The sequence below is a fragment of the Paraperlucidibaca baekdonensis genome (genome assembly GCF_003387535.1).
GTDB classification, from domain to species: domain Bacteria; phylum Pseudomonadota; class Gammaproteobacteria; order Pseudomonadales; family Moraxellaceae; genus Perlucidibaca; species Perlucidibaca baekdonensis.
Window position 1 is genome coordinate 350,277 of record NZ_QUNR01000001.1, and the last position, 26,626, is coordinate 376,902.

The 26,626-nt window shown below is 56.3% G+C and carries 21 protein-coding genes; 12 read left to right on the forward strand and 9 right to left on the reverse strand.

The window, feature by feature from the left end; genetic code table 11:
- Window positions 1-1,821: a glutamine--fructose-6-phosphate transaminase (isomerizing) gene (gene glmS / locus DFR26_RS01670; RefSeq protein ID WP_116207203.1), complete on the forward strand. Its 1,821-nt coding sequence runs from the start codon at window positions 1-3 to the stop codon at window positions 1,819-1,821.
- 54 nt (window positions 1,822-1,875) lie between these two features.
- Here the strand turns inward: glmS and DFR26_RS01675 are convergent, their stop codons facing one another.
- Window positions 1,876-4,425 (reverse strand): putative bifunctional diguanylate cyclase/phosphodiesterase, encoded by a 2,550-nt coding sequence (locus DFR26_RS01675; RefSeq protein ID WP_116207204.1) that lies wholly within the window; start codon window positions 4,423-4,425, stop codon window positions 1,876-1,878.
- 119 nt (window positions 4,426-4,544) lie between these two features.
- On the opposite strand from DFR26_RS01675, the gene uvrD reads away from it, so the two are divergent.
- On the forward strand, window positions 4,545-6,764 hold the full coding sequence (uvrD, locus tag DFR26_RS01680; RefSeq protein WP_116207205.1) for a DNA helicase II: 2,220 nt from the start codon (window positions 4,545-4,547) through the stop codon (window positions 6,762-6,764).
- Between the two features lie 8 nt (window positions 6,765-6,772).
- Here uvrD and DFR26_RS01685 read toward each other — a convergent pair whose 3' ends face one another.
- Window positions 6,773-7,171 (reverse strand): acyl-CoA thioesterase, encoded by a 399-nt coding sequence (locus DFR26_RS01685; RefSeq protein ID WP_116207206.1) that lies wholly within the window; start codon window positions 7,169-7,171, stop codon window positions 6,773-6,775.
- A 208-nt stretch (window positions 7,172-7,379) separates the two neighbouring features.
- On the opposite strand from DFR26_RS01685, the gene DFR26_RS01690 reads away from it, so the two are divergent.
- From DFR26_RS01690 to phoU, 5 genes are all read left to right on the forward strand, one after another.
- Window positions 7,380-8,336: a PstS family phosphate ABC transporter substrate-binding protein gene (locus DFR26_RS01690; RefSeq protein ID WP_116207207.1), complete on the forward strand. Its 957-nt coding sequence runs from the start codon at window positions 7,380-7,382 to the stop codon at window positions 8,334-8,336.
- A 94-nt stretch (window positions 8,337-8,430) separates the two neighbouring features.
- Window positions 8,431-10,704, forward strand: coding sequence for an ABC transporter permease subunit (locus tag DFR26_RS01695; protein WP_116207208.1), 2,274 nt, complete (start codon window positions 8,431-8,433; stop codon window positions 10,702-10,704).
- 25 nt (window positions 10,705-10,729) lie between these two features.
- Window positions 10,730-12,391: a phosphate ABC transporter permease PstA gene (gene pstA / locus DFR26_RS01700; protein ID WP_116207209.1), complete on the forward strand. Its 1,662-nt coding sequence runs from the start codon at window positions 10,730-10,732 to the stop codon at window positions 12,389-12,391.
- A gap of 31 nt (window positions 12,392-12,422) precedes the next feature.
- Window positions 12,423-13,268 carry a phosphate ABC transporter ATP-binding protein PstB gene (gene pstB / locus DFR26_RS01705; RefSeq protein WP_425453339.1) on the forward strand — a complete coding sequence of 282 codons (846 nt, stop codon included), beginning with the start codon at window positions 12,423-12,425 and terminating at the stop codon, window positions 13,266-13,268.
- Window positions 13,269-13,284: 16 nt separating this feature from the next.
- On the forward strand, window positions 13,285-13,998 hold the full coding sequence (phoU, locus tag DFR26_RS01710; protein WP_116207210.1) for a phosphate signaling complex protein PhoU: 714 nt from the start codon (window positions 13,285-13,287) through the stop codon (window positions 13,996-13,998).
- Here phoU and phoR read toward each other — a convergent pair.
- From phoR to DFR26_RS01730, 4 genes are all read right to left on the reverse strand, one after another.
- Complete coding sequence (gene phoR, locus DFR26_RS01715; protein WP_116207211.1) at window positions 13,995-15,290, reverse strand: phosphate regulon sensor histidine kinase PhoR; 1,296 nt, start codon at window positions 15,288-15,290, stop codon at window positions 13,995-13,997. The two genes, phoU and phoR, sit on opposite strands and share 4 nt — an antisense overlap.
- Entirely contained in the window at window positions 15,287-16,000 is a 714-nt protein-coding gene (gene phoB / locus DFR26_RS01720) for a phosphate regulon transcriptional regulator PhoB (protein ID WP_116207212.1), read from the reverse strand. The genes phoR and phoB overlap by 4 nt, the downstream gene beginning before the upstream one ends.
- Before the next feature lie 69 nt (window positions 16,001-16,069).
- Window positions 16,070-16,942, reverse strand: coding sequence for a 4-hydroxybenzoate octaprenyltransferase (gene ubiA / locus DFR26_RS01725; RefSeq protein WP_116207213.1), 873 nt, complete (start codon window positions 16,940-16,942; stop codon window positions 16,070-16,072).
- A complete protein-coding gene (locus DFR26_RS01730) occupies window positions 16,939-17,514 on the reverse strand; it encodes a chorismate--pyruvate lyase family protein (protein ID WP_116207214.1) in 576 nt (191 codons plus the stop codon). Before DFR26_RS01730 ends, ubiA begins: the two co-directional genes overlap by 4 nt.
- 128 nt (window positions 17,515-17,642) lie before the next feature.
- On the opposite strand from DFR26_RS01730, the gene DFR26_RS01735 reads away from it, so the two are divergent.
- The 3 genes from DFR26_RS01735 (at window position 17,643) to DFR26_RS01745 (ending at window position 19,548) form a co-directional block, all read left to right on the forward strand.
- Complete coding sequence (locus DFR26_RS01735) at window positions 17,643-18,119, forward strand: rubrerythrin family protein (protein WP_116207215.1); 477 nt, start codon at window positions 17,643-17,645, stop codon at window positions 18,117-18,119.
- A gap of 103 nt (window positions 18,120-18,222) precedes the next feature.
- A complete protein-coding gene (locus tag DFR26_RS01740; RefSeq protein WP_116207216.1) occupies window positions 18,223-18,387 on the forward strand; it encodes a rubredoxin in 165 nt (54 codons plus the stop codon).
- 3 nt (window positions 18,388-18,390) lie between these two features.
- On the forward strand, window positions 18,391-19,548 hold the full coding sequence (locus DFR26_RS01745) for an FAD-dependent oxidoreductase (protein WP_116207217.1): 1,158 nt from the start codon (window positions 18,391-18,393) through the stop codon (window positions 19,546-19,548).
- A 56-nt stretch (window positions 19,549-19,604) separates the two neighbouring features.
- Here DFR26_RS01745 and DFR26_RS01750 read toward each other — a convergent pair whose 3' ends face one another.
- From DFR26_RS01750 to DFR26_RS01760, 3 genes are all read right to left on the reverse strand, one after another.
- Complete coding sequence (locus DFR26_RS01750; protein ID WP_181898951.1) at window positions 19,605-20,396, reverse strand: tetratricopeptide repeat protein; 792 nt, start codon at window positions 20,394-20,396, stop codon at window positions 19,605-19,607.
- 82 nt (window positions 20,397-20,478) lie between these two features.
- On the reverse strand, window positions 20,479-22,548 hold the full coding sequence (recG, locus tag DFR26_RS01755) for an ATP-dependent DNA helicase RecG (RefSeq protein WP_116207219.1): 2,070 nt from the start codon (window positions 22,546-22,548) through the stop codon (window positions 20,479-20,481).
- A 13-nt stretch (window positions 22,549-22,561) separates the two neighbouring features.
- The gene (locus tag DFR26_RS01760) at window positions 22,562-23,458 is read right to left on the reverse strand and encodes a LysR substrate-binding domain-containing protein (RefSeq protein WP_116207220.1); all 897 of its coding nucleotides are present in this window, start codon (window positions 23,456-23,458) and stop codon (window positions 22,562-22,564) included.
- 61 nt (window positions 23,459-23,519) lie between these two features.
- Between DFR26_RS01760 and DFR26_RS01765 the strand changes: the two genes are divergently transcribed.
- Window positions 23,520-24,362, forward strand: a complete 843-nt coding sequence (locus DFR26_RS01765; protein ID WP_116207221.1) for an NAD-dependent epimerase/dehydratase family protein — start codon at window positions 23,520-23,522, stop codon at window positions 24,360-24,362.
- Window positions 24,363-24,455: 93 nt separating this feature from the next.
- On the forward strand, window positions 24,456-26,603 hold the full coding sequence (locus DFR26_RS01770) for an alpha/beta hydrolase (protein WP_116207222.1): 2,148 nt from the start codon (window positions 24,456-24,458) through the stop codon (window positions 26,601-26,603).
- Window positions 26,604-26,626: the final 23 nt, after the last annotated feature.

Genomic DNA, 26,626 nt, shown 5'->3' on the forward strand with positions numbered 1-26,626 from the left:
ATGTGCGGAATTGTTGGGGCGATAGGTGAGCGGAACGTTGCTGATGTGCTGATTGAGGGTCTACGTCGCCTTGAATATCGCGGCTATGATTCGGCAGGGCTGGCGGTGGTTCATGAGGGCGACATATTGCGTGAGCGCGAGTCCGGAAAAGTCCAGGCTTTAGCCGACGCGAGCCAGCATGTTCATGGCCATACGGGCATTGCGCACACGCGCTGGGCCACTCATGGCGCACCCACGCAAGATAACGCCCACCCGCATCGCTCCGGCGATATTGCTGTGGTGCACAACGGCATCATTGAAAACTATGAGTCGCTGCGTGAGCGCCTACAGGCTGAGGGCTTTGTTTTTAGCTCACAGACTGATACCGAAGTCGTGCCGCATTTGATTCAGTCGGAGCTACGAAAAAACCCTGACTTTATGGCCGCCGTGAAAGCCGCTGTGGCGCAACTGCATGGCGCCTTTGCGCTCGGCATTATTCGCGCCAATGAGCCAGACCGGCTACTGGCCGTGCGCCAAGGCTCGCCGCTGGTGGTGGGTATTGGCATTGGTGAAAACTTCATTAGCTCTGACCAGCTTGCGCTGCTGCCGGTGACCAATCGCTTTATTTATTTGGAAGAGGGCGACTTTATTGAAGTCGCCGCGAAGCAGATCACGATATGGGATGGACAGGGCGTGGTGACTCAGCGCCCAGTCGTTGAGCTCGATGCCACGCTGCACGCCAGTAGCAAGGCCGGCTATAAACATTACATGCTGAAAGAGATTTATGAGCAGCCGCAGGCGATTGTGCGCACGCTCGCCGGTCGCGTAAGTCACGGGCGCGTGGCGGTGGATGCCTTTGGGCCGCAAGCGGCTGAGTTACTGAAAAAAGCCAAGCACATCCAGATTTTGGCGTGCGGCACCAGCTATCACGCCGGCTTTGTTGCGAAGTACTGGTTTGAAGCCATTGCGGGCGTATCGTGCCATGTTGAAGTGGCCAGTGAGTTTCGCTACCGCACCACGGTGTTGCCGGCCGACACGCTGCTGGTCACTATTTCGCAGTCAGGTGAAACCGCCGATACGCTGGCGGCTTTGCGCGAGGTGAAGTCGCGGGCCTTGGGCTCATTGTGTATTTGCAATGTGCCGACCTCAACCTTGGTGCGCGAATCAGATTTGGCGTTTATCACCCATGCCGGTCCAGAAATTGGCGTGGCCTCTACCAAGGCATTTACCACGCAGCTGGTGGCGCTGATGCTCTTGGTGCTGGCCGCTGGTCGTCAGCAAGGCACACTCAGTGCTGAGCGTGAGCAGACTATTGTCACGCAGTTGCAAGGCATACCGGCGCTGGTCGAGCAGGTGTTGGCAATGGATCCAGCCATTGAGCGAATTGCTGATGAGTTTGCCGAGAAGCATCACACGTTATTTCTAGGCCGCGGCGCGCAGTATCCAGTGGCCATGGAGGGCGCGCTGAAGCTGAAAGAGATTTCCTATATTCATGCCGAGGCGTATCCCGCTGGTGAGCTCAAGCATGGGCCATTGGCGCTAGTGGATCACGATATGCCGGTGGTGGCGGTGGCGCCGAAAAACGATCTCATCGATAAGCTGAAGTCGAATTTGCAGGAAGTTCGCGCGCGGGCTGGTGTTTTGTATGTGTTTGCTGATCATAACGCCGATGTCCGCGAAGAGCCGGGTATTAAGGTATTTTCCATGCCCACCGTGGCCGATGAGGTAGCGCCAATACTCTATACCGTGCCTTTGCAGCTACTGTCGTATCACGTTGCCATTACCAAGGGCACGGATGTTGATCAGCCGCGTAATTTGGCGAAGTCGGTGACCGTGGAGTAAGGCTTGCGAAATTGCCGGTGCTAGATGGTGTCCGGCAATTTCGCAATCAGTAGGTCATATACCGCTCAAAAATGACGGCTGCTGGCGCTCAGCCAGTGCCTGTTCGCGTAGCAGCTGCTCCATGGCCTCGGCGGTCACTGGCCGGCTAATCAAATAGCCCTGCACAATATCGCAGCGCTCCTGCTCCAAGAAGCGGAAATGCTGCTGCGTCTCCACGCCCTCGGCGACCACTTTCATGCCGAGCTCATGGGCCATGGTAATGATGGCGCGCACAATGGCGCCGTCTTCGCTTTGCGAACCAACATCGCGAATAAACGCTTGGTCGATCTTAATAATATCGAGCGGGAAGCGGCGCAAATGGCTCAGCGATGAATAACCCGTGCCGAAATCATCGAGCGCAATGCTCACACCCATGTGGCGAATTTGCCGGAAGAGGCCAATGGCTAACTCCGGATCATCCATGAGTGAGGTCTCGGTGAGCTCGATTTCCAGCTGTCGTGCGGCGAGGCCGCTGTCATCGAGCGCCTGCGTGAGCAGCTGCACCAAATTACCTTTATGCAGCTGCTGCGGGGGAATATTCACCGCCACATGCAGCTTGCCCAAGCCGGCATCGGTCCAAGCCTTGAGCTGCGTGGTGGCCTGCGATAATACGCGTTCGGTAATCACCGAAATTAGCCCGGTTTCCTCTGCGAGCGGAATAAATTTACCCGGATGCAGCAGGCCGAGCGTTGGGTGTTGCCAACGTACTAAGGCCTCCATGCCAACAATACGCTGGCTGGCGAGCGAGAGTTTGGGTTGGTAATGCACGACAAACTCATCACGGAAAATGGCCTTGCGCAGGCTATTTTCCAAATGTAGCTGCTCCACGGTGGCGCTGCGCATATCGGGGCTATAACGCCGCCATTGATTGCCGCCCAAGCGCTTGGCCTGTTGCATGGCGAGGTCGGCATGATTGATCAAAATCGCGAGCTCGCGGCCATGCTCGGGAAACTCGCAAATGCCCACCGAGGCGCCGAGCAGCAGCTCATGATCACCAACACGAAATGGTGCGCGTAGGCTGCCAATGACTTCTTCGCTGAGCCGCTCAAGTTCGTCTTCGTGGCGCACTTCAGGGTAAATCAGCGCGAATTCATCGCCACCGATGCGCGCCAATGTGTCGAGGTTATTGCCAAGTTCGGTGAGGCGACTGCCGGTTTCGCGCAAAATGCTGTCGCCGACCTCAAAGCCAAGCGACTCGTTGACCTGGCGAAAGCGATCGAGGTTAATAAAAATTAAGCCAACCCGGCTTTGTGTTTCGCGTGCCGCACTGATGGCAGCATGTAGACGGTGGCGGAATTGGCGGCGGTTGGTGAGCTGCGTGAGGCGGTCATAATTGGCCAAATAGTCGAGCTTGCGTTGAGTTTCTTCGGCCTCACGCTCGCGAGTGATGTCCCTGCGCGTCCCGAGCATGCGTTCGGGCTTGCCGGTCTGTGTCCAACTCACTACCCGGCCGCGGTCCTCAACCCAGATCCAGTGCCCACGCGCGTGCTTGATACGATAGCGCGCCTCAAAGCGTGGCGTTCGACGGCGTAAATGGCGAATAATATTGCGCTTGACCAAGCGCAGGTCGTCGGGGTGCACCAGACCATTTGCCGCTTCCAGCAACTTCCGATCGCCTATGCCCTCACAGCCGAGCAGCGGCTCCAGATTGGTGTGGGTGATTTCCTGATCGAGAATATGCCAGTCCCAGAGCGCTAAGCCTGAGGCCTCAATAGCCAATGTCAGGCCCTCTTGGCTTTCCATCAGCGCCTCGGTGCGTTGTGCCACGCGCTCTTCAAGTTCGTCATTAAGGCTCTGTAGCTGGGTTTCCGCCAGCGCGCGGGTGTTGACCTCGCGGGCCAATAATCGGTTGGTGTCGAGAGTGCGTGTCTGTGTGTCGCGTAAAAATGTGATCAAATCCTCGTTGCTGAGGCGGAGCACCATGGCGTCATTGACCATGCGGTTTAAATAGCGGGCACTGAGAATCAAAAATACCCACCACACCGCGCCAATGGTCGACACCATCAAGCTGGTGCCGGTTGGATGAAGCAGTAAATACACCACGGCGGGTAAAAATGCGGTGACCGTAAAGCCGGTGAATGAGCGCATGTGGCCTGCGTAAGCCGCCAGCGCGGTGATGCCTTGAGCACCGAGCAGTGCCGTTAATAATATTTGTCTGCTGGTGATGTCGGCGTACAACTCACCATTAGGGAATACACGCGGGTTCAGCGCCACCAACGCAAACGCCCAAAATAGGCCAGTAATAATGGCCGTCAGTAGCAAGATGTTGTCGAGCCAGCGCGCGCGCCATTGTGGGTTACGATTCAGCCCCCACACTAAGAGTCCGCGAAATAGCAAAAAACCAATGAAGCTGCCGCCCCACAGAGCGATGCTTTCGTTGGATGCGTAAGGCCAATCCCAGAGGACCCAAACGGCCAATAAAACCGATACCGCCGTGATGATGAGAAAGCGTGGCAATTGGCGCTGGACTTGCGCGAGTCGGGCTGTGCGCAAACGCTCATTGTGGGCGAATGCACTGGCGCTGATGTGGTCGCTTGTGTCGCCGGAGTTGGATGCGCGTGACATGGATGACGGCCCTCGTCGGTCGCCCTTATGGGTGGGCAATCCGTTGCTGCAGTGGCGCTTACCTTACCATTCTCTGAACATTCGCGGAAACCAGCGGCGCGCTGGTCTACAATAGTCTGATGAATGAATCGACTCTTTTAGACGGGCTGAATCCCGCCCAACGCGATGCCGTGACCTGCGACAGCCAACACCTCTTAGTCTTGGCGGGTGCTGGCTCTGGCAAAACTCGCGTATTGACCTCGCGCATCAGTTATTTTTGTCAGCATTTTGGCGTTTCGCCGTTTGCCGTGCTGGCGGTGACATTTACCAATAAGGCCGCGCATGAGATGCGCGCGCGCCTTGAGCAGCAGCTCGGTATTGCCACGCAGCCGCTGTGGATTGGCACGTTTCATGGCCTCGCGCATCGTTTTCTGCGCGCTCATCATGAGGCTGCGGGCTTGCCAAAAAACTTTCAAATCCTCGACTCTGATGATCAGCTGCGCGTGGTCAAGCGGGTGTTGAAAGAGCTGCAGCTCGACGAAGAAAAGTGGCCAGCGCGGCAGTCATCGAGCTTTATCAATGGCCATAAAGAAGAGGGTCGGCGACCGCAGCACATTGCGCACAATGGCGACCTGTATATCTCCACGCAGCTGCGCGTCTACACCGCCTACGAAACGATTTGCCAGCGTGGCGGACTGATTGATTTTGCAGAAATTTTGCTGCGCTGCCATGAGTTATTTCTCAAACATGCCGATATCTTGGCGCATTACCAAGCGCGCTTTCGCATGATTTTGGTCGATGAGTTTCAGGACACCAACCGCATCCAATACGCCTGGCTGCGGCTGTTGGCGGGCGAGCGCGGCATGCTCACCGCCGTTGGCGATGACGACCAGAGTATTTATGGCTGGCGCGGTGCCTGTATTGAAAATATCCGCACCTATCAGCGTGACTATGCCGATGCTGAGCTCATTCGCCTAGAACAAAACTACCGCTCAACTTCGGTGATTTTGCAGGCTGCCAATGCGGTGATTGCCAACAATGGCGACCGGCTCGGCAAAAACTTGTGGACCGATCGCGGCGAAGGCGAGCGCATCTCGGTGTATGCCGCCTTTAACGATCTCGATGAGGCGCATTACATCGCCAAGCTCATTGAGGCGCGTTTTCGCAGCGGCGTGGCACGTCGTGATATGGCTATTTTGTATCGCTCCAATGCCCAGTCGCGGGTGCTCGAAGAGGCCATGCTGCGCGCGCAAATTCCCTATCGCATCTATGGCGGCTTGCGCTTTTTTGAGCGCGCGGAAATTAAAAATGCCGTGGGCTATTTGCGCTTAATGCTGCAGCGCATCGATGACACGGCGTTTGATCGTGTCGTCAATACGCCCACGCGCGGCATTGGCGATAAAAGCCTAGAAGCGATTCGTCAGCTCGCGCGCGAGCAGCAGGTAAGCCTCTGGTCGGCGGCGGAGCAAGTGGTCGCCGAGCGGCGCTTGCCAGCCTTGGCCACTGGCAAGATTCAGGCCTTTCTGACGCTCATTGATGAGCTCGACAAAAACACCCAAGGCGCCACGCTCGGTGAGCTAGTTGAGGCGGTCATCGAGCAAAGTGGCTTGGTGGCGCATCATGAAAAAGAGAAGGGCGAGAAGGCGCAGGCGCGCGTGGAAAACTTGCGCGAGCTGATCGGTGCGGCCAGTGAATTCGACGCCGATGACTATGCGCCAGATACGGAAATGCCTTCGCCATTGGCGGCATTTCTCGACCATGCCTCATTAGAAGCCGGTGAGCAGCAGGCCGGCGAGTTTGAAGATGCCGTGCAAATGATGACGCTGCACGCCGCCAAAGGCCTAGAGTTTCCGATGGTGTTTTTGGCGGGTATGGAGGAGGGCCTGTTTCCGCACGAAATGGCTTTGCAGGAGAATAATCTCGAGGAGGAGCGCCGGCTTTGCTATGTCGGCATCACCCGCGCCATGCGTGAGTTGGTGATTAGCTATGCCGAGGTGCGCCGGCTGTATGGCACGGAGAGTTATCATGTTGCCTCGCGCTTTTTGGGCGAGATACCCGAGGCGTTATTGGCGCCGGTGCGACAGCAGGCGCCCGGCTTGCGCGCAGGCTTTCGCAACGCCGGCGCGATGGCGTCGACAAGCGCAGGCGCCTCGGCGGCGTCTGGGCTTAGGCAGGAAACCTTGGGTGACGACGATGGCAGCGGCTGGCGCTTAGGGCAGACGGTTAATCATCCGCGCTTTGGCGATGGCGTGATTTTAGCTTTCGAGGGCAGTGGGCCAAACGCGCGCATTCAAGTCAATTTCAACACGCTCGGCAGCAAATGGCTGGTGGCCCAGTACGCCCGCCTCACCCGCGCTTGAGTGAGGCGCTAGTGCTTGGAAAGCTCGCGGGTATTGCCTTGGTCATTGATGGCGACAAAGGTAAACAGGCCTTCGGTGAGCTTGGTGTGAACGCCGGTGAGGTCGCTGACAGCCCATACCTCGACTAAGATTTTCATCGACGAGCGGCCAGTCGATAAAATGTCGGTGTAGAAACCAACAATATCGCCAACTTTCACGGGCCGCAGAAACACCATCGCATCAATGGCAACGGTTGCTGTGCGACCTTTGGCGCGAATACGCGCGGCAACGCCGGCGGCTAAATCCATTTGCGAGACTAGCCAGCCACCGAAAATGTCACCGTTGGGGTTCGCATCGGCCGGCATAGCAATCGTTTGCAAGCACAGCATGCCGCGCGGCATGGGTCGGTTTTCGTTGGTGCTGTGCATGCAGGCTCCGATGTTATTTTAATTAATTCGTAAGCGTACTCCGCCGATATCAATCTGTCATCGGCTTCAGTTATAAAATTACTTTCGTTCATCTCATGACAGAAAAAAGTCAATTAGCCTAGAAATTCAGTGAGCTTGTCATCATTGCGTCATAATTCACCGTCAATATGCGATTCGTGAAATCAAACTATCCCCAGTGGAGAGACACATGAAAGCGAACGTACTGATTGCAGCTTTAGGTTTAGGCCTAGGTTTATCGGCTCAAGCCGCGGTTGATCCAGCATTACCGAGCTACACGAAAACCACAGGCGTTGCCGGTAACCTCACTAGCGTGGGCTCCGACACGCTCAACAATCTGATGACTTTGTGGGCAGAAGATTACAAAAAGCTCTATCCCAACATTAATATTCAAATCCAAGGCGCAGGTTCTTCCACCGCACCGCCCGCACTCACCGAAAGCACCGCCAATCTAGGCCCTATGTCGCGCATGATGAAAGGCGCCGAGATTGCCGCTTTTGAGAAGGCTAAAGGTTATAAGCCAACCGCTGTGCCTGTTGCTATCGATGCGTTGGCGGTGTTTGTGCACAAAGACAACCCTGTTAAGTACATGAATATGAATGTCGTTGATGCGATCTTCTCCGATACCCGTAAATGTGGTTTCAACAAAGCCGTGAATAACTGGGGCGATGCCGGCCTGACCGGCGCATGGGCGAAGCGCGACTTGCAGATTTATGGCCGCAATTCAGTGTCTGGTACCTACGGCTATTTCAAAGAAAAAGCGCTGTGTAAGGGCGATTTCAAAAACAACGTCAATGAGCAGCCCGGTTCGGCATCAGTGGTACAGGCCATTGGTAGCTCAATCAATGGCATTGGCTACTCTGGTATCGGCTATGTCACATCGAGCGTGCGCACGGTGCCGCTGGTTGGTAAAGATGGCGAGATTTACGATGCCAACAAGAAAAACGCATTGAGTGGTAAATACCCCTTAGCGCGCTTCCTCTACGTTTATGTCAACAAGGCACCTAATAAGCCGCTGCAACCTTTAGAAGCAGAGTTTCTGAAGATGGTGTTGTCGAAAAACGGTCAAAGTGTTGTGGAAAAGGATGGCTATATCCCGATGCCCGCGACAGAGGCTGCTAAAGTGTTGAAAATGTTAGGCCTGTAAGTATTCTGCTTACATCGTCTGATAACAAAAAGGGCCACTAGGCCCTTTTTGCCCGATCCTGAAGGTCTACTAGGCCTAGCGTTAGGTTGAGCACATGAACAAAACGTCCGCAAAACAATCTGCCAGCATGCGTCGTAAGCGCGAGATCAAAGATCGCCTAGCAAACCTTACGATTGGTCTTGGTGGTGTTGGCGTTATCGGTGCCATCACGTTAATTTTCTTCTATTTAGTGTTTGAGGTTTGGCCGCTGTTTAGTGGCGCAGACTTAGACAAAAAGGCGCCGGTAGTAACCCAGGCCGCGGCGTTATACTTAGATGCCGATGAGTACAATGAGTCGGGCATACGTATTCTTGCCGATGGCCAAGTGCATATTCTCGATGTCAAAACTGGCCAGGTAGAGTCATCTAGCGAGTTGCCATTGCCCGCTGGTGTGGGCGTGATCAGCGTGCAACGCGGCCCGATATTATCGGGGCTGGTGGGCATAGGCTTGAGTAATGGCCAGCTCATTGTGGCCAAGCCCAATTACGATGTCAGCTATGGCGGCAATAACCGCCGCATCATCAACAGCTCATTGTCCTATCCTTATGGCGAACAGCCACTCACGATAGATCGTAATGGCGCACCGCTGTCGGCGTTTTATCTGCGCGGTAATGAAGATGATCTGCGTGTACTGGCTTTTGCCGAGGGCAAAGTGCAGCGCCTGCACTTCAGTACAGAGGCTGAGACTAGCAATGTCTTATCGCTGTCTTTTGGTGATGACAGCAGCAACGAGGACCTAAGTTTCAACGAGGTTGCGCGCGACGAGCTGCCATATAAAGGCAGTGCGCCACAGCAAATCATCATTGGTCAAGATGGTCACTGGGCCTATGTCTTCCACGATGCCAATCGGGTCAGCGTATTTAATGTGCGCAATGAGCCCATGCATACCCAAGAGGTGACGCTGACACCACCCAATGCCGACGTCACGGCCGTGACGGCGCTGCAGGGTAATGTCTCTCTGATGGTCGGTGACAGCCGTGGTGAAGTCGCGCAATGGTTTATGGTGCGCGACTCGAGCACCGGCGTAGACCGCTTCACGCTGGAGAAAATTCGTAGCATTAAAGCCAGCGACGTTGCCATCACTGCGTTGGCGCCCGAGGCGCGCCGCAAGGGCGTGTTGATTGGCGATGTTAACGGCCAAGTCAGCTACTACTACACCACCTCAAATCGCTTGATTTTGAGTGAGTCCGCTGGCGACAGCCCGATTCGCACCCTTGCCATGAGCGCACGCTCACTCGGTGTGCTGGTGCAGTCCGACAATGCCTATAGCTTTTGGCATATGGATATTGAGCATCCCGATATCTCCCTGCAGTCGACCTGGCGTCCGGTTTGGTATGAGTCTTATGAGGCGCCGACTTACACGTGGCAGTCGTCGTCGGGCACCACCGATTTTGAGTCTAAGTTGTCGTTGATGCCGCTGACCTTTGGCACCATCAAAGCCGCGTTTTACGCGATGCTGTTGGGTGCACCGTTGGCGATTTTCGGTGCCATGTATTCGGCCGTATTTATGTCGCCGGCACTGCGTCGCAAAGTGAAACCAACCATCGAAATGATGGAGGCCTTGCCGACCGTGATCTTAGGCTTCTTGGCGGGTCTGTGGCTGGCACCCACCATTGAAGATAATTTGCCGGGTATTTTCAGCCTGCTGATTCTGACACCCATTACCATTGTTGCGGTGGGTGCGCTCTGGTCGCGCTTGCCATTAGAGCGTCGCGCTTTCGCCGATGGCTGGGCGCCGCTCATTTTGATCGTGCCAATTTTGTTCACAGCCTATGCGTCGTTTGCCTTTTCGCAGCCCATTGAAAATGTGTTTTTCGGTGGCGACGTGCGTTCTTGGCTAGAGACCAGCACCGGCCTCAATTTTGACCAGCGCAACTCATTGATTGTGGGGCTAGCGATGGGCTTTGCGGTGATTCCCAACATTTACGCGATTGCTGAAGATGCGCTATTTGCCGTGCCTAAACACCTGACGAATGGCTCGCTGGCTTTGGGTGCCACGCAATGGCAAACGCTGATGCGCGTGGTCTTACCCACCGCCTCGCCGGGCATTTTCTCCGCGCTGATGATTGGTATGGGTCGCGCTGTTGGCGAGACCATGATCGTACTGATGGCCACGGGCAACACCGCCATCATGGATTGGAATATTTTTGAAGGCATGCGCACCTTATCGGCCAACGTGGCGGTTGAGATGGGCGAGGCAGAAGTTGGCTCCACACATTTCCGGGTGCTGTTTTTATCGGCCTTGGTGCTGTTTGTGCTGACCTTCATTCTCAATACGGTGGCGGAAGTAGTGCGCAGCCGGCTTCGTAAAAAATACGGCTCCTTGTAATGAGCTCGCCTAAAGGAAAACGCAGATGAAAACACGCGAATACTTCAAATCGGGCGAGGCTTGGGTCTGGCTCAACGCAGGCACCGTAGCCATTTCGCTGATCATGGTGATTGGTGTGATTGGCTTAATCGCTGTGCGCGGCTTGGGCCACTTTTGGCCAGCGGATGTCATGCAGGCGAGCTATTCGGCACCGGGCAGCACGCAAACGGAAATTGTGCTGGGCGAGATTTATGACCGTAAATTCGACACGGCGGCACGCTTAAAAGAGGCCGGCTTAAACATCCCGCCCAATAAAGATTCTATTGAGCGCATCTCACTCAAGCTCGGCAATCGTGATGTCACCGGCATGGACTTTCGTTGGGTCTTTGCCGATGGCCTAAGTGACATTAGCTACCCCGAAGATATCGTGGCGCTTGAGCGCCTAGAGTGGGGCAATTTTTATGGTCGCTTGGTCTCGATTAGTGAGAATGGTACTGAAGTAGCTTCTGGTCCAGCAGCTTGGGATGAGCTGCAAGCGCGCATTGAGCGGAGCAATGCGCTGCTTGAGGCGACGGCCGATATCGAAAAAAATGAGATTGGTAAAATCAATTACGGCATCGAGAAATTGCGTTTAGAAGAGCGCCGTTTAGTGATCGACAATGCCTTAACTGATGCCGCTAAAGCCGATTTGCAAGCACGCCGAGATGAGCTTAACGCGAATTACGGTGTGCTTTCCGAGCGCTTGGAGGCTCTGAAAGCACAGGCCGACCGCGACAGCGTGAAACTGACTGCTGGCCAAGGTCAGGAGCTGACGCTGAAGGTGAGCCATATCGTTCACGCCATTAAGCCCAATGACCTCAATGCCCTGCAAAAGTTGGCGGTGTATTTCCACAATGTCTGGGCGTTTTTATCGGGTGACCCACGCGAGGCAAATACCGAGGGCGGTGTTTTCCCAGCCATTTTTGGCACCGTATTGATGGTCTTGATCATGACCGTAATGGTCACGCCGATGGGCGTTATTGCCGCGATCTATCTGCGCGAATACGCCAATCAAGGTGCGGTGACGCAAGTGGTGCGTATTGCGGTCAATAACCTGGCCGGCGTGCCGTCAATCGTCTATGGCGTGTTTGGCTTGGGCTTCTTTGTCTATTTCCTCGGCGCCAATATCGACCAATGGTTCTACCCTGAGGCTGCGCCCGCACCAGTATTTGGCTCGCCAGGCTTGCTCTGGGCATCCATCACATTGGCCCTGCTTACGCTGCCTGTGGTGATTGTTGCCACCGAGGAGGGCTTGGCGCGGATTCCTCGTGCGCTGAAAGAGGGCTCATTGGCGCTCGGTGCCACCAAGGCTGAGACTCTATGGCGAGTGGTCTTACCCATGGCCACGCCGTCGATCATGACCGGTGTGATTTTGGCGATTGCTCGCGCCGCCGGTGAGGTCGCGCCATTGATGTTGGTTGGCGTGGTCAAGCTCGCGCCGACATTACCGCTCGATGGCAACGCGCCGTTCCTGCACATGGAGCGTAAGTTCATGCACTTGGGCTTTCATATTTACGATGTCGGCTTTCAGAGTCCGAACGTGGAAGCCGCACGGCCGTTGGTCTACGCCACCGCGTTTTTACTGGTGGCGGTGGTCGTGGCCTTGAACTTAGGTGCGGTCGGCCTGCGTAATCGTTTACGGGAAAAATATAAGGCACTGGAGTCCTAAGCGACTTCGCCCATTGATTGATGAGGAAGCAATGACCATGAGTGATTATTCGACAGCAGAGCCGCAAAGCATTGACGCCGGCGCTTTTGGCCGCGCACGCCGCGACCGCGATTTGGCCAACGAAGCGATGTGCCTTGAAACACGCCATCTAAATTTGTTTTATGGCAATAAGCAGGCCCTGCATGACATTAATATGCAGGTGCCGAAAAAGCGTGTCACGGCCTTTATCGGGCCATCGGGCTGCGGCAAGTCGACGCTGCTACGCACCTTTAACCGCATGAATGATTTAGTCGATGGCTGTCGTGTGGACGGTGAGATTTTGCTCGATCAGCAAAATATTTTTGACCGCTCAGTTGATGTCACTGGTCTACGCCAGCGCGTGGGGATGGTGTTTCAGAAGCCTAATCCCTTCCCGAAAAGCATTTATGAAAATGTCGCTTACGGTTTGCGTTTGCAGGGCCAAAACGCCAAGCGCGTGCTCGATGAAGCGGTCGAGGAATCGCTGAAAGGTGCGGCCTTGTGGGATGAGGTTAAAGACCGTCTGCATGACAGTGCGCTTGGTCTCTCAGGTGGTCAGCAGCAGCGCTTGGTGATTGCCCGCGCCATTGCCGTGCAGCCTGAAGTGCTGCTGCTCGATGAGCCGTGTTCGGCGCTAGACCCCATTTCCACGTTGAAAGTGGAAGAGCTCATTCACGAGCTGAAAGAGCAGTTCACCATTCTCATCGTGACGCACAATATGCAGCAGGCCGCGCGCGTATCGGATTACACAGCCTTTATGTATCTGGGCAAGATGGTCGAATACGGCGACACCGACACCTTGTTTACCAATCCGACCAATAAGCAAACCGAAGACTATATTACGGGCCGTTACGGCTGATCGTGGAGAGACTGACATGAAGCGTGAAGATTATCGCCAACACATCTCGGCGCAGTTTAATGATGAGCTCGATGAAGTCCGTAGTCACTTTTTGGCTATGGGCGGCTTGGTTGAAAAGCAAGTCACCGATGCCATCACCGCCTTGCTCGATGCAGATTCAGCATTAGCGGCGTCGGTGCAAGATAATGACCGGCGTATTAACCAAATGGAGTCGGGTATCGACGAGGAAATCGTGCGAATCTTGGCGCGCCGTCAGCCGGCCGCTTCGGATTTGCGCATGATTATTGCCATTGGTAAGTCGATTACTGATTTAGAGCGTATGGGCGATGAGGCCGCGAAGATTGCCCGCGCTGCTCAGAGCCTGTGTGAGGAGGGCGAGTCGCCGCGTGGCTATTTGGAGTGTCGCCACATCAGCAATCAAGTTCGCGTGATGATTCATGAGATGCTTGATGCGTTCGCGCATTTCGATGCTGACCAAGCCTTTAAAGTCATGAAAGCCGACGCTGAAATTGATCTTGAATATCGCACCGCCACGCGCGCGTTAGTGACGTATATGATGGAAGATCCACGCTCGATTTCGCGAGTGCTCAGCGTGATGGGTGTGCTGCGCTCCTTGGAGCGCGTTGGCGATCATGCCCGCAATATTGCCGAGCAATTAATCTTCTTGGTGAAGGGTGCTGATGTGCGTCATGCCACATTTGATCAGGTGGCGAAAAAGCTGGAATCTTAAGTCTCACGCTCGATTAGCGTGGGCATAAACGAGCAGGTAAAACGCGAGCCACGCCCGAGTTCAGATTGAATATCGAGCGTGGCTTTGTGTTGCATGAGCACATGTTTAACGATGGCCAAACCGAGGCCGGTGCCGCCCGTGGCGCTACTGCGAGCAGCATCGGCGCGATAGAAGCGCTCGGTTAAGCGTGGCAGGTGAACCTCATCAATGCCGAGGCCGTTATCCGTGACAGAAAAATGAGCGCCTTGGCCGTCGGCCAACCAGCGCACGGCCACCACACCACCATTTGGTGTGTACTTCACGGCATTGGTGACTAAATTCGAAAAGGCTGAGCGCAAGTCGGCCTCCATGCCCAGCACGCAGAGGCCAGGCTCGCATTCGAGGGTTACCGTCTGCTGTTTCGGCGTGGCCAGCGCCACAGCATCCTGATGAATTTGCTTGAGCATGCGCGGCACATGCACGATGTGTGGCTCACGGTCTTCGGGCTGATTTTCTAAGCGCGAGAGCAGTAGTAAATCATTGACGAGATTATTCATGCGTGTGGCTTGCTGCGCCATTTGGCCAAGTGCACGCAGCCAGCGCGGCTCAATGCCTTCGTGCTGATCTTGCAGTGTTTCCAAGTAGCCAGAGAGTACGGTCAGCGGCGTGCGCAGCTCATGCGAGACGTTAGCCACGAAGTCTTTGCGCATTTGTTCGAGATTGTGCAGACGCGTGATGTCGTAGACGATCATCAGTCGGTCATTGTCACCAAATTGTGTGATTTCGAATTGCAGCTGGCGGCCGGAGTGGCGCTGTGAACTGACCTTTAGGCCTTCATCGTAGGGGCCATGTTTAAAATAGCGAATGAAGCTCGGTGTGCGAATTAAGTTGATGACCGGTTGACCGCGATCGACAGCGCGAAATCCCAACAAGGCCTCAGCGGCAGGGTTCCACCACTCGAGATTGCCATCGCTGTCAACTAAGGCCACGGCCTCTTCGAGTGCGGAGACGGAGGCGCGTGCGCGATCAATAATACTCAGCAAGCTGTCGCGGGCGCGCCGTTCATTGCGCCGTAAATAGTAAATACCGCGAAAAACTTCATCCCAGGCGCCTTCACTTTCGGGTACGTCTTGTTCGGTATCGAGTAACCAGTGGCGCAGCCGGGCAAGCTGTTGCAGCTGCCGATACAGTAGCCAAATCAGTACCACGCATAGCCCTAAAACGGCATGTCCAGCCAGGTAGCCAACGCCTAAGCCGAGCGCACCGCTTAAGAGAATTTCGGTGATTTCTTTATCGGATATTTGCCGGCTCACACAGGCTCTGCCTTATCGCCGGTCTGTATTGAAAACCGATAACCTGTGCCGCGCACTGTTTGAATAAAGCGATCATAGCCAAAGGGCTCGAGGGCTTTGCGCAGACGGCGAATATGCACGTCGATGGTGCGGTCTTCGACATAGACATTGCCGCCCCAGACTTGGTCGAGCATCTGTGTGCGAGTATAGGCACGCTCGGGGTGGCTCATGAAAAAGGCCAGTAACCGGTACTCGGTCGGGCCCATGTCCACCGGGTTGTCATCGGCTGTGATGCGATGGCTGACCGGGTCGAGCTTGAGCCCTTCGGCCTCAATGGCATTTTCCTGATGCAGCACATTGGCGCGGCGTAACACCGCCTTAATGCGCGATGCGAGTTCACGCGTGGAAAATGGCTTAGTGATGTAGTCATCGGCGCCGGCATCTAGGCCTTGAATTTTATTGTCTTCCTCGCCACGCGCGGTCAGCATGATGATGGGGATTTCGCGGGTATTTTCATCACGCTTGAGTCGACGTGCCAGCTCAATACCGCTCATGCCCGGCAGCATCCAGTCGAGTAAAATCAGCGCTGGGCGTTCATCTACCACAAGGTGGTGGGCTTGCAAAGCATCTTCGGCCTCCAAGCAGCTGTAGCCAGCCAAGTCCAAGGCAATCGAGATCATTTCGCGAATCGCGGCTTCGTCGTCGACAATCAGAATTTTATCGCTAGGCATAGCAGGTCTCGACTCACTTTAGATGACAAGCCTATTACAGCGCGAAGATATTGCAGAAATATTACGGGCTTATGATGCCAATTGCTGCAACCAAGATATTAATAAGGTGACGAACAGCAGTAAGCCAACCCAATGGTTGTGTTTAAACGCGGCTAAGCACTGATGTTTATCGCGGCTGGCGGTGTGTTGCCATTGCCAGATGAACAGCAGCAAGGCGCCAGCGAGTCCCGCCCACCACATCACTCCCCAGTGCATTTGATGGCCAACAAATGCCAGTGCCGCGAGCCAAAAAAGCTGCAGGCCGGCAATCACCACGCGGTCGAGGTCGCCAAATAAAATCGCCGTGGACTTCACGCCGGCTTTCAGATCGTCATCGCGATCGGCCATGGCGTATTGTGTGTCATAGGCGACCGTCCAGGCTAAGTTGCCCGCGTAAAGCAGCCAGCATAGGTCATCGGGTGTACGGCCTTGCGCCACAAAGGCCATGGGGATGGCCCACGAAAATGCTGCGCCAAGCACCACCTGCGGTAAGTAGGTGACCCGTTTCATAAATGGATACAGCACGGCGAGCGCTAAGGCGCCAAACGACCAGTAAAACACCGCAATGGGCAGCCACAGCAGCAGTAGTGCGCTGAGACTCACCAAGGCGGTAAATAGCATCAGTGCTTCGCTGCCACGGATGCGGCCGGAGGCAAGCGGGCGATCAGCAGTACGCCAGACCTGACCGTCGATATGACGATCGGCGTAGTCGTTAATGACACAACCTGCCGAGCGCATGAGCACCACGCCGAGACTGAAAATCAGGATCAGTTTGGGGTCAGGATGACCATCGCCAGCAATCCACAATGCCATCAGGGTGGGCCACAGCAATAGCCAAATGCCGATGGGCCGGTCGAGGCGCATTAAGGCGATAAAGTCAGGTAAGCGGTCGCGTGAAATCATGGCTTGCGTGTCTCCGTCATGGCGCTGGCGGCCAGCAGCGCTGGCAAAAAAGCCTCGGCTACTAAAACCGCCCGGCCGCGTAAAATAAACCGTGAGCGTCGCGCCCACACCGGTGTTTGTTGATTTGATGTGCTGGGCAACATCAGGCGTGCGTAATAAATGCGGCCGCGCACCAGCGCCGGATCGCGAAAGAGCAGGCTGCCCAAGCTTTGCGTGCCGAGTCGGGTAAGCCGGCGGTTCAGACCCTGCAAACTGTCACGGGGCAATACCGAGCGCGCTTGCACCCAGGGCTGGTTCAGACCACTCAAGACGACCTCACGAATCCACGCAAACTCACCGCGTCGCAGGCCCAGAGCGCGAGCTTCTTCGGCACGTGGTAAGTGCCAGCCTTCGTGTACTACCGTGATGCGCAATTCACCACCAAGCGCATGGGCGAGCGCCGCCAAACGCGCCGTTAATGAACCGGGCTCAGCGAGCCACGAACGCAATGCGCGATGGGACGGTTGGCGCAGTGTCAGCGACGCGTGTTGCCATCGGTGCGGATGTGACCATTTGCTTTGGCTATTTTGCATAAGCTCGGTAATAGTTAAATTCTATCGAAAGTTCTTTGCCAAGTCATTGGCCAGCGTGTGCTGAGCATCATAACCTAGCTACGTTGAAGCAGCAGCCTAACGGCTACCCACGACTGAGGAGCAAGCACATGACATTAGATATCACCGTGACCGGTAAAAATTTAGAAGCCGCTTTTGCCGGCGAGTCTATGGCGTTTATGAAGTATAGCTACTTCGCCAAACTCGCTCGTGCCATGGGCGACGAAGCCACCGCTGCAGCCTTTGAAGAAACGGCGCAACAAGAGATTCAACACGCGTTTGGCCACTTGGATTTGCTCTACCCGAAAGTCATGATGACGCCGGCCAAAATGCTTGAAGTGGCCATTGCCGGCGAAACCTACGAGTACAGCGAAATGTACCCCGGCTTCCGCGACGCGGCGATTAAAGAGCAAAATGCCGAGGCCATGAAAGAGTTTGAAGAGCAAATTGCTGAGTCACAAGAGCATGCTGAATGGTTTAAAGCGGCGTTGAAAAAGGCTGAAAAACGCTTTGCGGCGTTGGCGAAAGTAGAAGAGCGCCACGCCAATCATTACCGCGGGGCATTAGCGGCAGCACAAGCGCGTTAATTTCGGTAACATTGCGCGCTGTTAAGGTCGCCCAGCGCGCCAAAAATTTCCGGCAGCGACTGTTAAAGTCGGGCCAACGAATTACCTAACGATGAGGTGTGTGATGAAAAAGTGGCAATGTATTGTTTGTGGATTTATTTATGACGAAGCCGTGGGCATGCCGTGGGATGGTATTCCAGCCGGTACAGGCTGGAACGACATTCCCGATGATTGGGTCTGCCCAGACTGCGGCGTCGGCAAAGAAGACTTCGAAATGGTGGAGCTCTAAGTCATGGCACCACTCGTTATCTTGGGAACCGGTTTGGCCGGCTACACGTTGGCGCGCGAATTTCGCAAGCTTAACTCGGAGCGCCCGCTAATCATTCTGTCTCAGGATGACGGGCGCAGCTATTCCAAGCCCATGTTGTCGAATGCGTTAGCGAAAGCCAAAACGCCCAATGATTTGGCCATGGCCTCACCCGAAAAAATGGCCGAGCAGCTCAATGCCGAGGTGCGCGCCGCCAGTGCGGTGTCGCACATTGATCCTGCGGCAAAAACGCTGACTGTCAATGGTGAGACGCTGGCCTATGCAGACCTCGTGTTGGCCGTTGGCGCCGATGTGTTCCGCCCACCATTGGGTGGTGATGCCGGTGACAGCGTATTGAGTGTCAATGACTTAGCTGATTACGCCGTATTTCGTGAACAGCTTGGCGAGTCGCCCAAGCGCGTGCTAATCATTGGTGGCGGCTTGATTGGTTGTGAGTTTGCTAATGATTTGGCGTCCAGCGGCCATCAGCTCACGGTGGTTGAGCCGCTGGGCCGGCCATTGCCCACGCTGTTGCCGGAGCGTGCGTCACAGGCTGTGGAGTCTGGCCTGCAAGGCCTAGGCGTCAACTTCCTCTACGGTGCAAACGTCACAGCGGCAGATCATGCCGGCGATGCGATTCGCGTGAGCTTGGCTGATGGCCGTCATGTCGAGGCTGATATAGTGCTCTCGGCGATTGGTCTGCGTCCGCGTTTGGGCTTGGCCGAAGTGGCGGGCTTGCGTGTTGCGCGTGGCATTTGTGTCGATCGCTATTTGCGCACTAGCGATGCCAATATTTACGCCCTAGGTGATTGCGCCGAGGTCGACGGCAAGGTGCTGATGTATGTCTTACCACTCATGGCCAGTGCGCGTGCGCTGGCAAAAACCTTAGCCGGTGATGACACGGTGGTGAACTATCCAGCCATGCCGGTGCAAATCAAAACGCCGATCTGCCCAATTGTGGTGTCGCCGGTGGCACCGGGCACCGAGGGTGCATGGGCTGTTGAGGCCGATGGCGCCAATGTGAAGGCCAGCTTTTTAGCGAAAGATGGCCAGCTCTTGGGCTTCGCGTTGACCGGCAGTTTTGCCAGCGACATGAAGACCAAAATGGAGTTAGCGCGCGCATTGCCGCCGATCTTGGCTTAATGCCTTGGTAAAAAAAGCCCGGCTTATTTGGCCGGGCTTTTTTATGAGCGCGAGATCTAACCGCCAGAGGCGGCGGCCTTGTTGAGCAGGTCTCGCGCACGATCCACATCCATCGCCACCGAATCGCCATTTAAGTACATCTCGCCCAAACGACGCAGCGCTTTTGGGTAGCCGCGGTTGGCTGACTCGGTCATATAGGCCAAACCTTTCGACGTATTTTTGCGCACGCCGTCACCGACCAAGAGCATTTGGGCGAGGTTAAATTGCGCCTCAGAAACACCAGAGTCGGCGGCTTGCTGAAACCATTCGGCCGCTTTGCGCTTGTTGCGCTTTAGGCCAACGCCTTGGTCATACATGATGCCGATGTTGTTTTGTGCCAATGCGGAGCCGAGTTCGGCGGCTTTTAGTACCAATGCGGCGGCGCGATTGCTATCGAGCGTCACGCCATTGCCTTCGTAATAGGCCATGCCAAGGGCATACAGTGCCGGCGGGTAATCTTGATCGGCGGCGGCGCGAAACCAGCTGATGGCGATGTCAAGATTGCGGGGCACGCCAATGCCGCTGGCATGCAAAGCACCCAAGTTGTATTGCGCGCGAGCCAAGCCTTGGCGAGCGGCAAGGTCAAACCATTCGGCGGCTTTAACACGATTGCGCACCACACCATCGCCGTTGTAATACAGCACGCCCAGGTTGTACTGCGCATCGGCGGCGCCAGTCATGGCGAATTGGCGGATTTGGCGTGGGCTGGCATCGACTTTATTGGTGCTCACGCGCGGTGCGGCATCGACAACACCACTGAGCATCAACACACCAAGAAATAGGCCGTTTCGCAAACGCAGCCAGTACATAACGCACCTCGAAAAACATAAAAAAACCAAAACACCCTCAAAGATTAGGGTGCTTAACGCGAGTAAACAAGGATTTAGCGTTTTATGCCAGTGCGTACTGGCCTTCATGGCTGAGCCAGCGGCGTAATAAGTAGTGATAGGTAGGGTTACCGTGTAATGACTCAGCGGTGGTGCGTGCCGGTTCGAGTAGCTCCGCATCACGCACGAGGTCGGCTAAGCGAAATTGCACATCGCCGGTTTGACGGGTGCCCAGTACCTCGCCGGGGCCGCGTAATTCCAGGTCTTTCTCGGCAATAACAAAACCATCCTGGCTATCGCGCAGGGTTTGTAGGCGCGCGCGGCCCAGTGCCGAGACGGGCGTTTGGTAGAGCAGCACACAAAAGCTTGCGAGCTGGCCGCGCCCCACGCGACCGCGTAACTGATGCAGCTGTGAGAGTCCTAGGCGCTCGGGATTTTCAATGACCATCAGCGTGGCATTGGGCACATCAACGCCGACCTCGATGACCGTGGTGGCGACCAAGACCTGAATCTCGCCAGCGACAAAGCGCGCCATGACCTCGGCTTTGTCAGCGGCTTTGAGCTGGCCATGCACCAGCCCCACGCGCAACTCAGGCAGCGCCTCGCTGAGCTCGCTCATCGCCGCCTCGGCAGCTTGCGCCTGAATTTGCTCGGATTGCTCAATCAGCGTGCACACCCAATAGACCTGCTGCCCACCGCCGGCATGATGACGAATGCGTTCAATGAGCGTGTCGCGCCGCGTATTGGCGAGCACCACGGTTTGAATGCCCTGACGCCCGGGCGGCAGCGCATCGATGATGGAGGTGTCGAGGTCGCCATAGGCGCTCATGGCCAGCGTGCGTGGGATCGGCGTGGCGGTCATGATGAGCTGATGCGGCAGCCAGCCAGCGCTCAAGCCTTTCTCAGCGAGCATGAGTCGCTGCGCCACGCCAAAACGGTGCTGCTCATCAATAATGACCAGCCCTAAGCGCGCAAACTGCACGCTGGCTTGAAACAGCGCGTGGGTGCCAATGACCAGTTGGCAATCGCCCGTGGCCAAGGCCGCCAGCGAGGCCGTGTGGGCTTTGGCGGTTTGCTTGCCAGACAGCCATCCAACCGATATGCCGAGCGGCTCGAACCAGCTGCGAAAGCGTGCCAAATGCTGTTCGGCGAGGATTTCCGTTGGCGCCATGATGGCCACTTGCAGACCCGCCGCCAATGCCGGGCAAGCCGCCAGCGCTGCCACCACGGTTTTGCCGGAGCCAACATCGCCCTGTACCAGGCGCAACATGGCGCGGCGCTGGCCGAGGTCGTGATGAATCTCGCCGATCACGCGCTGCTGCGCGGCGGTCAGGGCAAATGGCAGCGCCTGGCGCAGTTGCCCGCTTAAGTCATCATCGCAGATGAGCGCCGGTGCGGCGGTGTGGCGTTGGCGATCGCGGCGTTGCAGCAGGCCCATTTGATGTGCGACCAACTCTTCAAAAACCAAGCGCTGCTGGGCGGGGTGCAGGCCATCACGCAGGGCTTGACGATCACTGTCGGGGCTAGGCGCGTGCACTGTACGCAGGGCATCGGCGAGGCTGGCGTGGGAGGGCAGTTTGTCGATCAGCGAGTGGTCATTGAGCAATGGCAGCGCGCGCTGGATGAGCTCGCGCAGGCGGCGCTGGGTCAGTCCTTCAACGAGTGGATAGATCGGTGTTAGGTGGTCATTAAGGCGCTCATCCGTGGCGCTGAGCGCGTCGGTTAACCACTCAACTTCAGGATGAATCATCTCCGGTCCGGCAGGCCCCGAGCGCACCTCGCCAAACACGCGTAGGCGTAAACCTTTGCTGAAGCTGTCTTTTTGCGCTTGGCGGAAATGATAAAAGCGCAAGGTCAGGCCGCCGGTGCCATCCCGCAGGCGCACTAATAGCGCACGCCGCCGGCCTTGCACGATGTCGGCCAGCGCGACTTCCGCCTCAACCAAAGCGGTCATGCCGGGAATCAGTCCGCCTAACGGCGTGCGCTGCGTGCGGTCTTCGTAGTGGCGCGGCAGCGTAAACAGTAGGTCTTGCACACTGACAATGCCCAAGCGTTGCAAGCGTTCGGCGAGCGCCGGGCCAACGCCGCGCAGGCTCGCCACCGGGCATTCGTGCAATGGCGTGCTGGTCGTCATGCCTGGACCCCGCTCAGCGCCGCACCATGGTGGTGCCGAGCAGGCTTAAGCTCTGCAACAGACGCAACAGTTCCTGCAAGGCACCCGGGCGCGAAAAGCGATGGCGACTGGCCAGCACCACCCGCCGATGCGGGCTCGGCTTCACCGGCCGCGTGGTCAGCTCATCATCGCTAAGTTGCTGCTCGGCACTGGCCGGAATCAGCGTGATGCCAAGCCCAGAGGCGACCATATGGCGCAAGGTCATCAGCGAGCTACCTGAACTCACGCCCGGCGCTTGCCCAACTTGGCAGGTCTCTAGCACTTGGTCACGGAAGCAATGGCCTTCGCCGAGCATCAGCACGGGGCTGCTGGCGAGCACATCGGCGGCAATGATTTTTTTGCTCGCCATGGCATGATCGCGCGGCAGCAGGAGCTGAAAGGGCTCATCAAATAGCGCCGTGACGCGGGTCTCGGGCGGCTCAAAAGGCATCGCCACGATGATGGCATCGAGCTCGCCGCGCGCCAGCCGCTCATCGAGCACATGGGTGTAGTTTTCCTCTAAATACAGCTTTAATGGGCTGGCTTCCTGCTTCATGCGGCGCACCAGCGAGGGAAATAAATACGGCCCGACAGTAAAAATCGCGCCTAAGCGCAGCGGCTCGGCGAACTCATCGCGCGATAAATCGGCCATGCGTTCAAATTTGTCAGCCTCGGAGAGCACGACTTGCGCCTGGGCAATTAACGCTTCGGCCGCGGGTGTGACTAAGACGCCGTGGCGATGGCGCTCAAATAAGCTCAAGCCTAGGGAGTCTTCGAGTTTTTTCACCGCCACTGAGAGTGTTGGTTGGGCAACATGACAACGCTCGGCGGCGCGCCCAAAGTGGCGTTCTTGGGCGAGCGTGACGAGGTAGCGAAGCTCGGTTAAGGTCATGGGCTATCTCGGGTTCATTTAGTCTGCTGTATGTAGGCAAAAACTATCAAAATTTAAAAATATGTCAAAGATATTAATTGTTGGGGCGGGTGATGTGGGTGGGCGTATTGCCCATGAATTGGCGACGCTTGGTCACCAGGTTTGGGCGCTGCGGCGCCGCCTGCCGGATGGCTTGGCTGAGCATCCGGCAACGTTGACGTGGCTGGCCGCCGATGTAACTGAGCCGGCAAGCTTGGTACTGCCCGATGGCCTGGATGTGGTCATCTATGCCTTAGCGCCCGGTGAGTCGGGCGTGGCGGCGTATAAGCGCGTGTATTTGGGCGGCGCTCAGGCTGTGCAGGCGGCGTTGGCGGGGCAGGCGCTATGCCATCAGATTTGGCTGTCGTCGACGGGGGTGTATGGCGAAGAGGCTGGCGAGTGGGTCGACGAGCAGACGCCGGCCTTGCCGCGCCGCGATAGCGCGAAGGTGCTGCTGGCGGCCGAGCAGGTCATTGGCGATGCGCCGTGGCCATCGACTATTGTGCGTTTGGGCGGCTTGTATGGGCCGGGCCGCGAGCGACTGCTGCGCTGGGTGCGCGAGGGCAGAGCAGTGCAGCGCGTGCCGGCAAGTTGGACCAACCGCTTGCACGTTGCCGATGCCAGTGGCTTGGTGGTGCATCTGGTGCAGCAGGTGCTGGCGGGCGAGGCTGTGGCGCCATTAGTTTTGGGCGTCGATGACACACCCACACCGCAATATGAGGTGCTGGCGTGGTTGGCCGAGCAGCTGCAATTGCCCATGCCGCCGGAGCGCGAAGGCGGTAGTCAGGGCAAGCGCGTGCGCAATACCAGTTTGCGAGAGACAGGCTATGCGCTGCAGTACCCGAGTTTTCGCGACGGCTATTTGGCAATTATCAAGAATCTGTAGGTATTTTGTAATTTACGCAGCTGTTATGTTGCGCATCTGTTGTGTCCGGCGTAGGCTTGGCGTTCATAAAAAGAACAATGCGCCGAGGCCGCTATGCATATCTCCAAAACCCTTCCGTTAATGACGCTTACGCTAGTGCTAGCCGCCTGTGGTGGCTCATCGAGCTCGGGTAGCTTTTTTGCCGATGATCCTGCGGATCCACCTGCCGGTGATATGAGTGGCGACAACGGCGGAGGCAATGGCGGTGGCGTTGGCAATGGCAGCGGTGGTGGCAATGGCAGCGGTGGTGGCAATGGCGATGGTGGTGGCAATGGCGATGGTGGCCCCAGCACCGACGCCAATGCCCGCCAAGTTAATTTCATGCGTCCCGGCGTCACCTTGGCCATGCTCGAGCCCAACACCGCATCCTGCGCCAGCACTACCCGCCTCGATGGTGGCCGCAATTATCAAGTCACGCTGCCCTCAGCCAGTGGCGAAACCATCAGCTTCCAAGTCATTGAACCGACAACCATCAATTGCGTGAAAGGCAATCCGCTGGTTTTACATGGCCACGGATTTGGCGGCGCGCGCACAGAAGATCCCGCCGGCACCACGCTTGAGCGTTTGCAAAACAACGGCTATGCGGTCATCAGTATCGATCAGCGCGGCTTCAACGACAGCACCGGCACGGTGCGCGTCATGGACCCGGATTTTGAAGGCGAAGACTTGCTGCAAATTCTCGACTGGGCTGAAGCCAACCTCGATTATTTGGCCTATGACCGGCCTTCTGCCAGCAGCCCCTACAATCTCGCGGCGGGCGCGACCGGCGGCAGTTATGGCGGCATGTATCAGCTGCTCATCCACAACATTGACACGAAAAACCGTCTCGATGTGCTGACCCCAGATATCACGCCGCATGACCTGCGCAGCAGCTTGTATCCTGGCAATGTGGTGAAGTCTGGTTGGGCGGCACTGTTGGTGGTTGGTGGCGAAGCCGGCTCGAACCAGCCTATTGCCATGGGCTTAGATCCGGTCATCAAAGAGACGTTGATTCGTGGCCTGCTGGTGAATGAAATTCCGACGCCGGCGCTGAATTTTTTCTACTACCACAGCGTTGGTTATTTTGCCGATCCCGATGACACCGACGTCAGCGATCAAGACTTTTTGACCTCCATGCTGACCATGACATCGATCATGCCAACCTTTGTTGGTGATGCGAAAAAAGTACCGAAAAAAGTCGACATCCTGTTTTCGCAAGGCATGCGCGACACCTTGTTCAACTTCAATGAAGCGTGGGCGAACTTCTCCGCCTACAAAGCCTTCGGTGGCGATGTGCGATTGATGACCCACGAAAGTGGCCATATTTTGCCCGGCACGCAAACGCTGATCGGTGCATTGGGCCCACTGAATATGCTTACCGATCCATTGCTGGGCGGCCTCAACAGCATTGGTATTTCGCAGCCCGAGTTGCAGGCGCCCGGTGGCCGTCAGAGCTGTGGCCCGCTCAGCGTAGAAGATGCCAATGTGGCGTTTTTAAACCAAAAGCTTAGTCCACCCATGGCAGAAACGGCATCGACTGCCACTGCAATTGGCCTAACGCGCCTGAAAGACAGCGTGTGTTTATCACTGAATGATAGTGATGGTGACGCCGCTGGTGAGGCCGTCTTTGTTCAGGCGGATCAGTTCATGAACACGCGCCCTGCGACGGATATTCCAACAACCATGATTCCAGTACCAAACACGGTGCTGGGCTTGACCAGTCTGTTGCTGCCCACGTTTATCCCGCTCGATGGCATGGTAGGGCCGCTGACGATTGGTGGTATTGGCGTGTTAGATATCACCATTGAGAACATTATTCCGCCGCTCAATGGCTGTGATTTACCGCTTGAGCTGCCGTCTGCACTGACGGGCGCATTGCCGCCACCATTGTCTGGCGTGCTGGGCTTGCTGCCATCGCGCTTGCCGATTAGCGCTTGCGACGCCATTGTTTTTGTTGGTTTTGGCGCCAAATCTGGCCTTGCTGCACCGCGCTTGATCGATGAGCAAATTCAGCCAGTGCGTGCGTTAGGTCAGCAAATTGTGCCTATGGTCGGTGTTGCTGAGAAGCTCGCTGAGGGTGAGCAGTTAGGTCTGATGGTCTATGGCTATAACCTGCAATACCTGACCAGCTTGTCGCGAGACTTGCTAGTGCTTGGCGTCAATATTGGCGGTACGGTACGTGTGCCCACTCTGCAAACTGCGGAAAGCATGGCGTCGAACTGAGCCGTTATTTTCCATAAAAAACG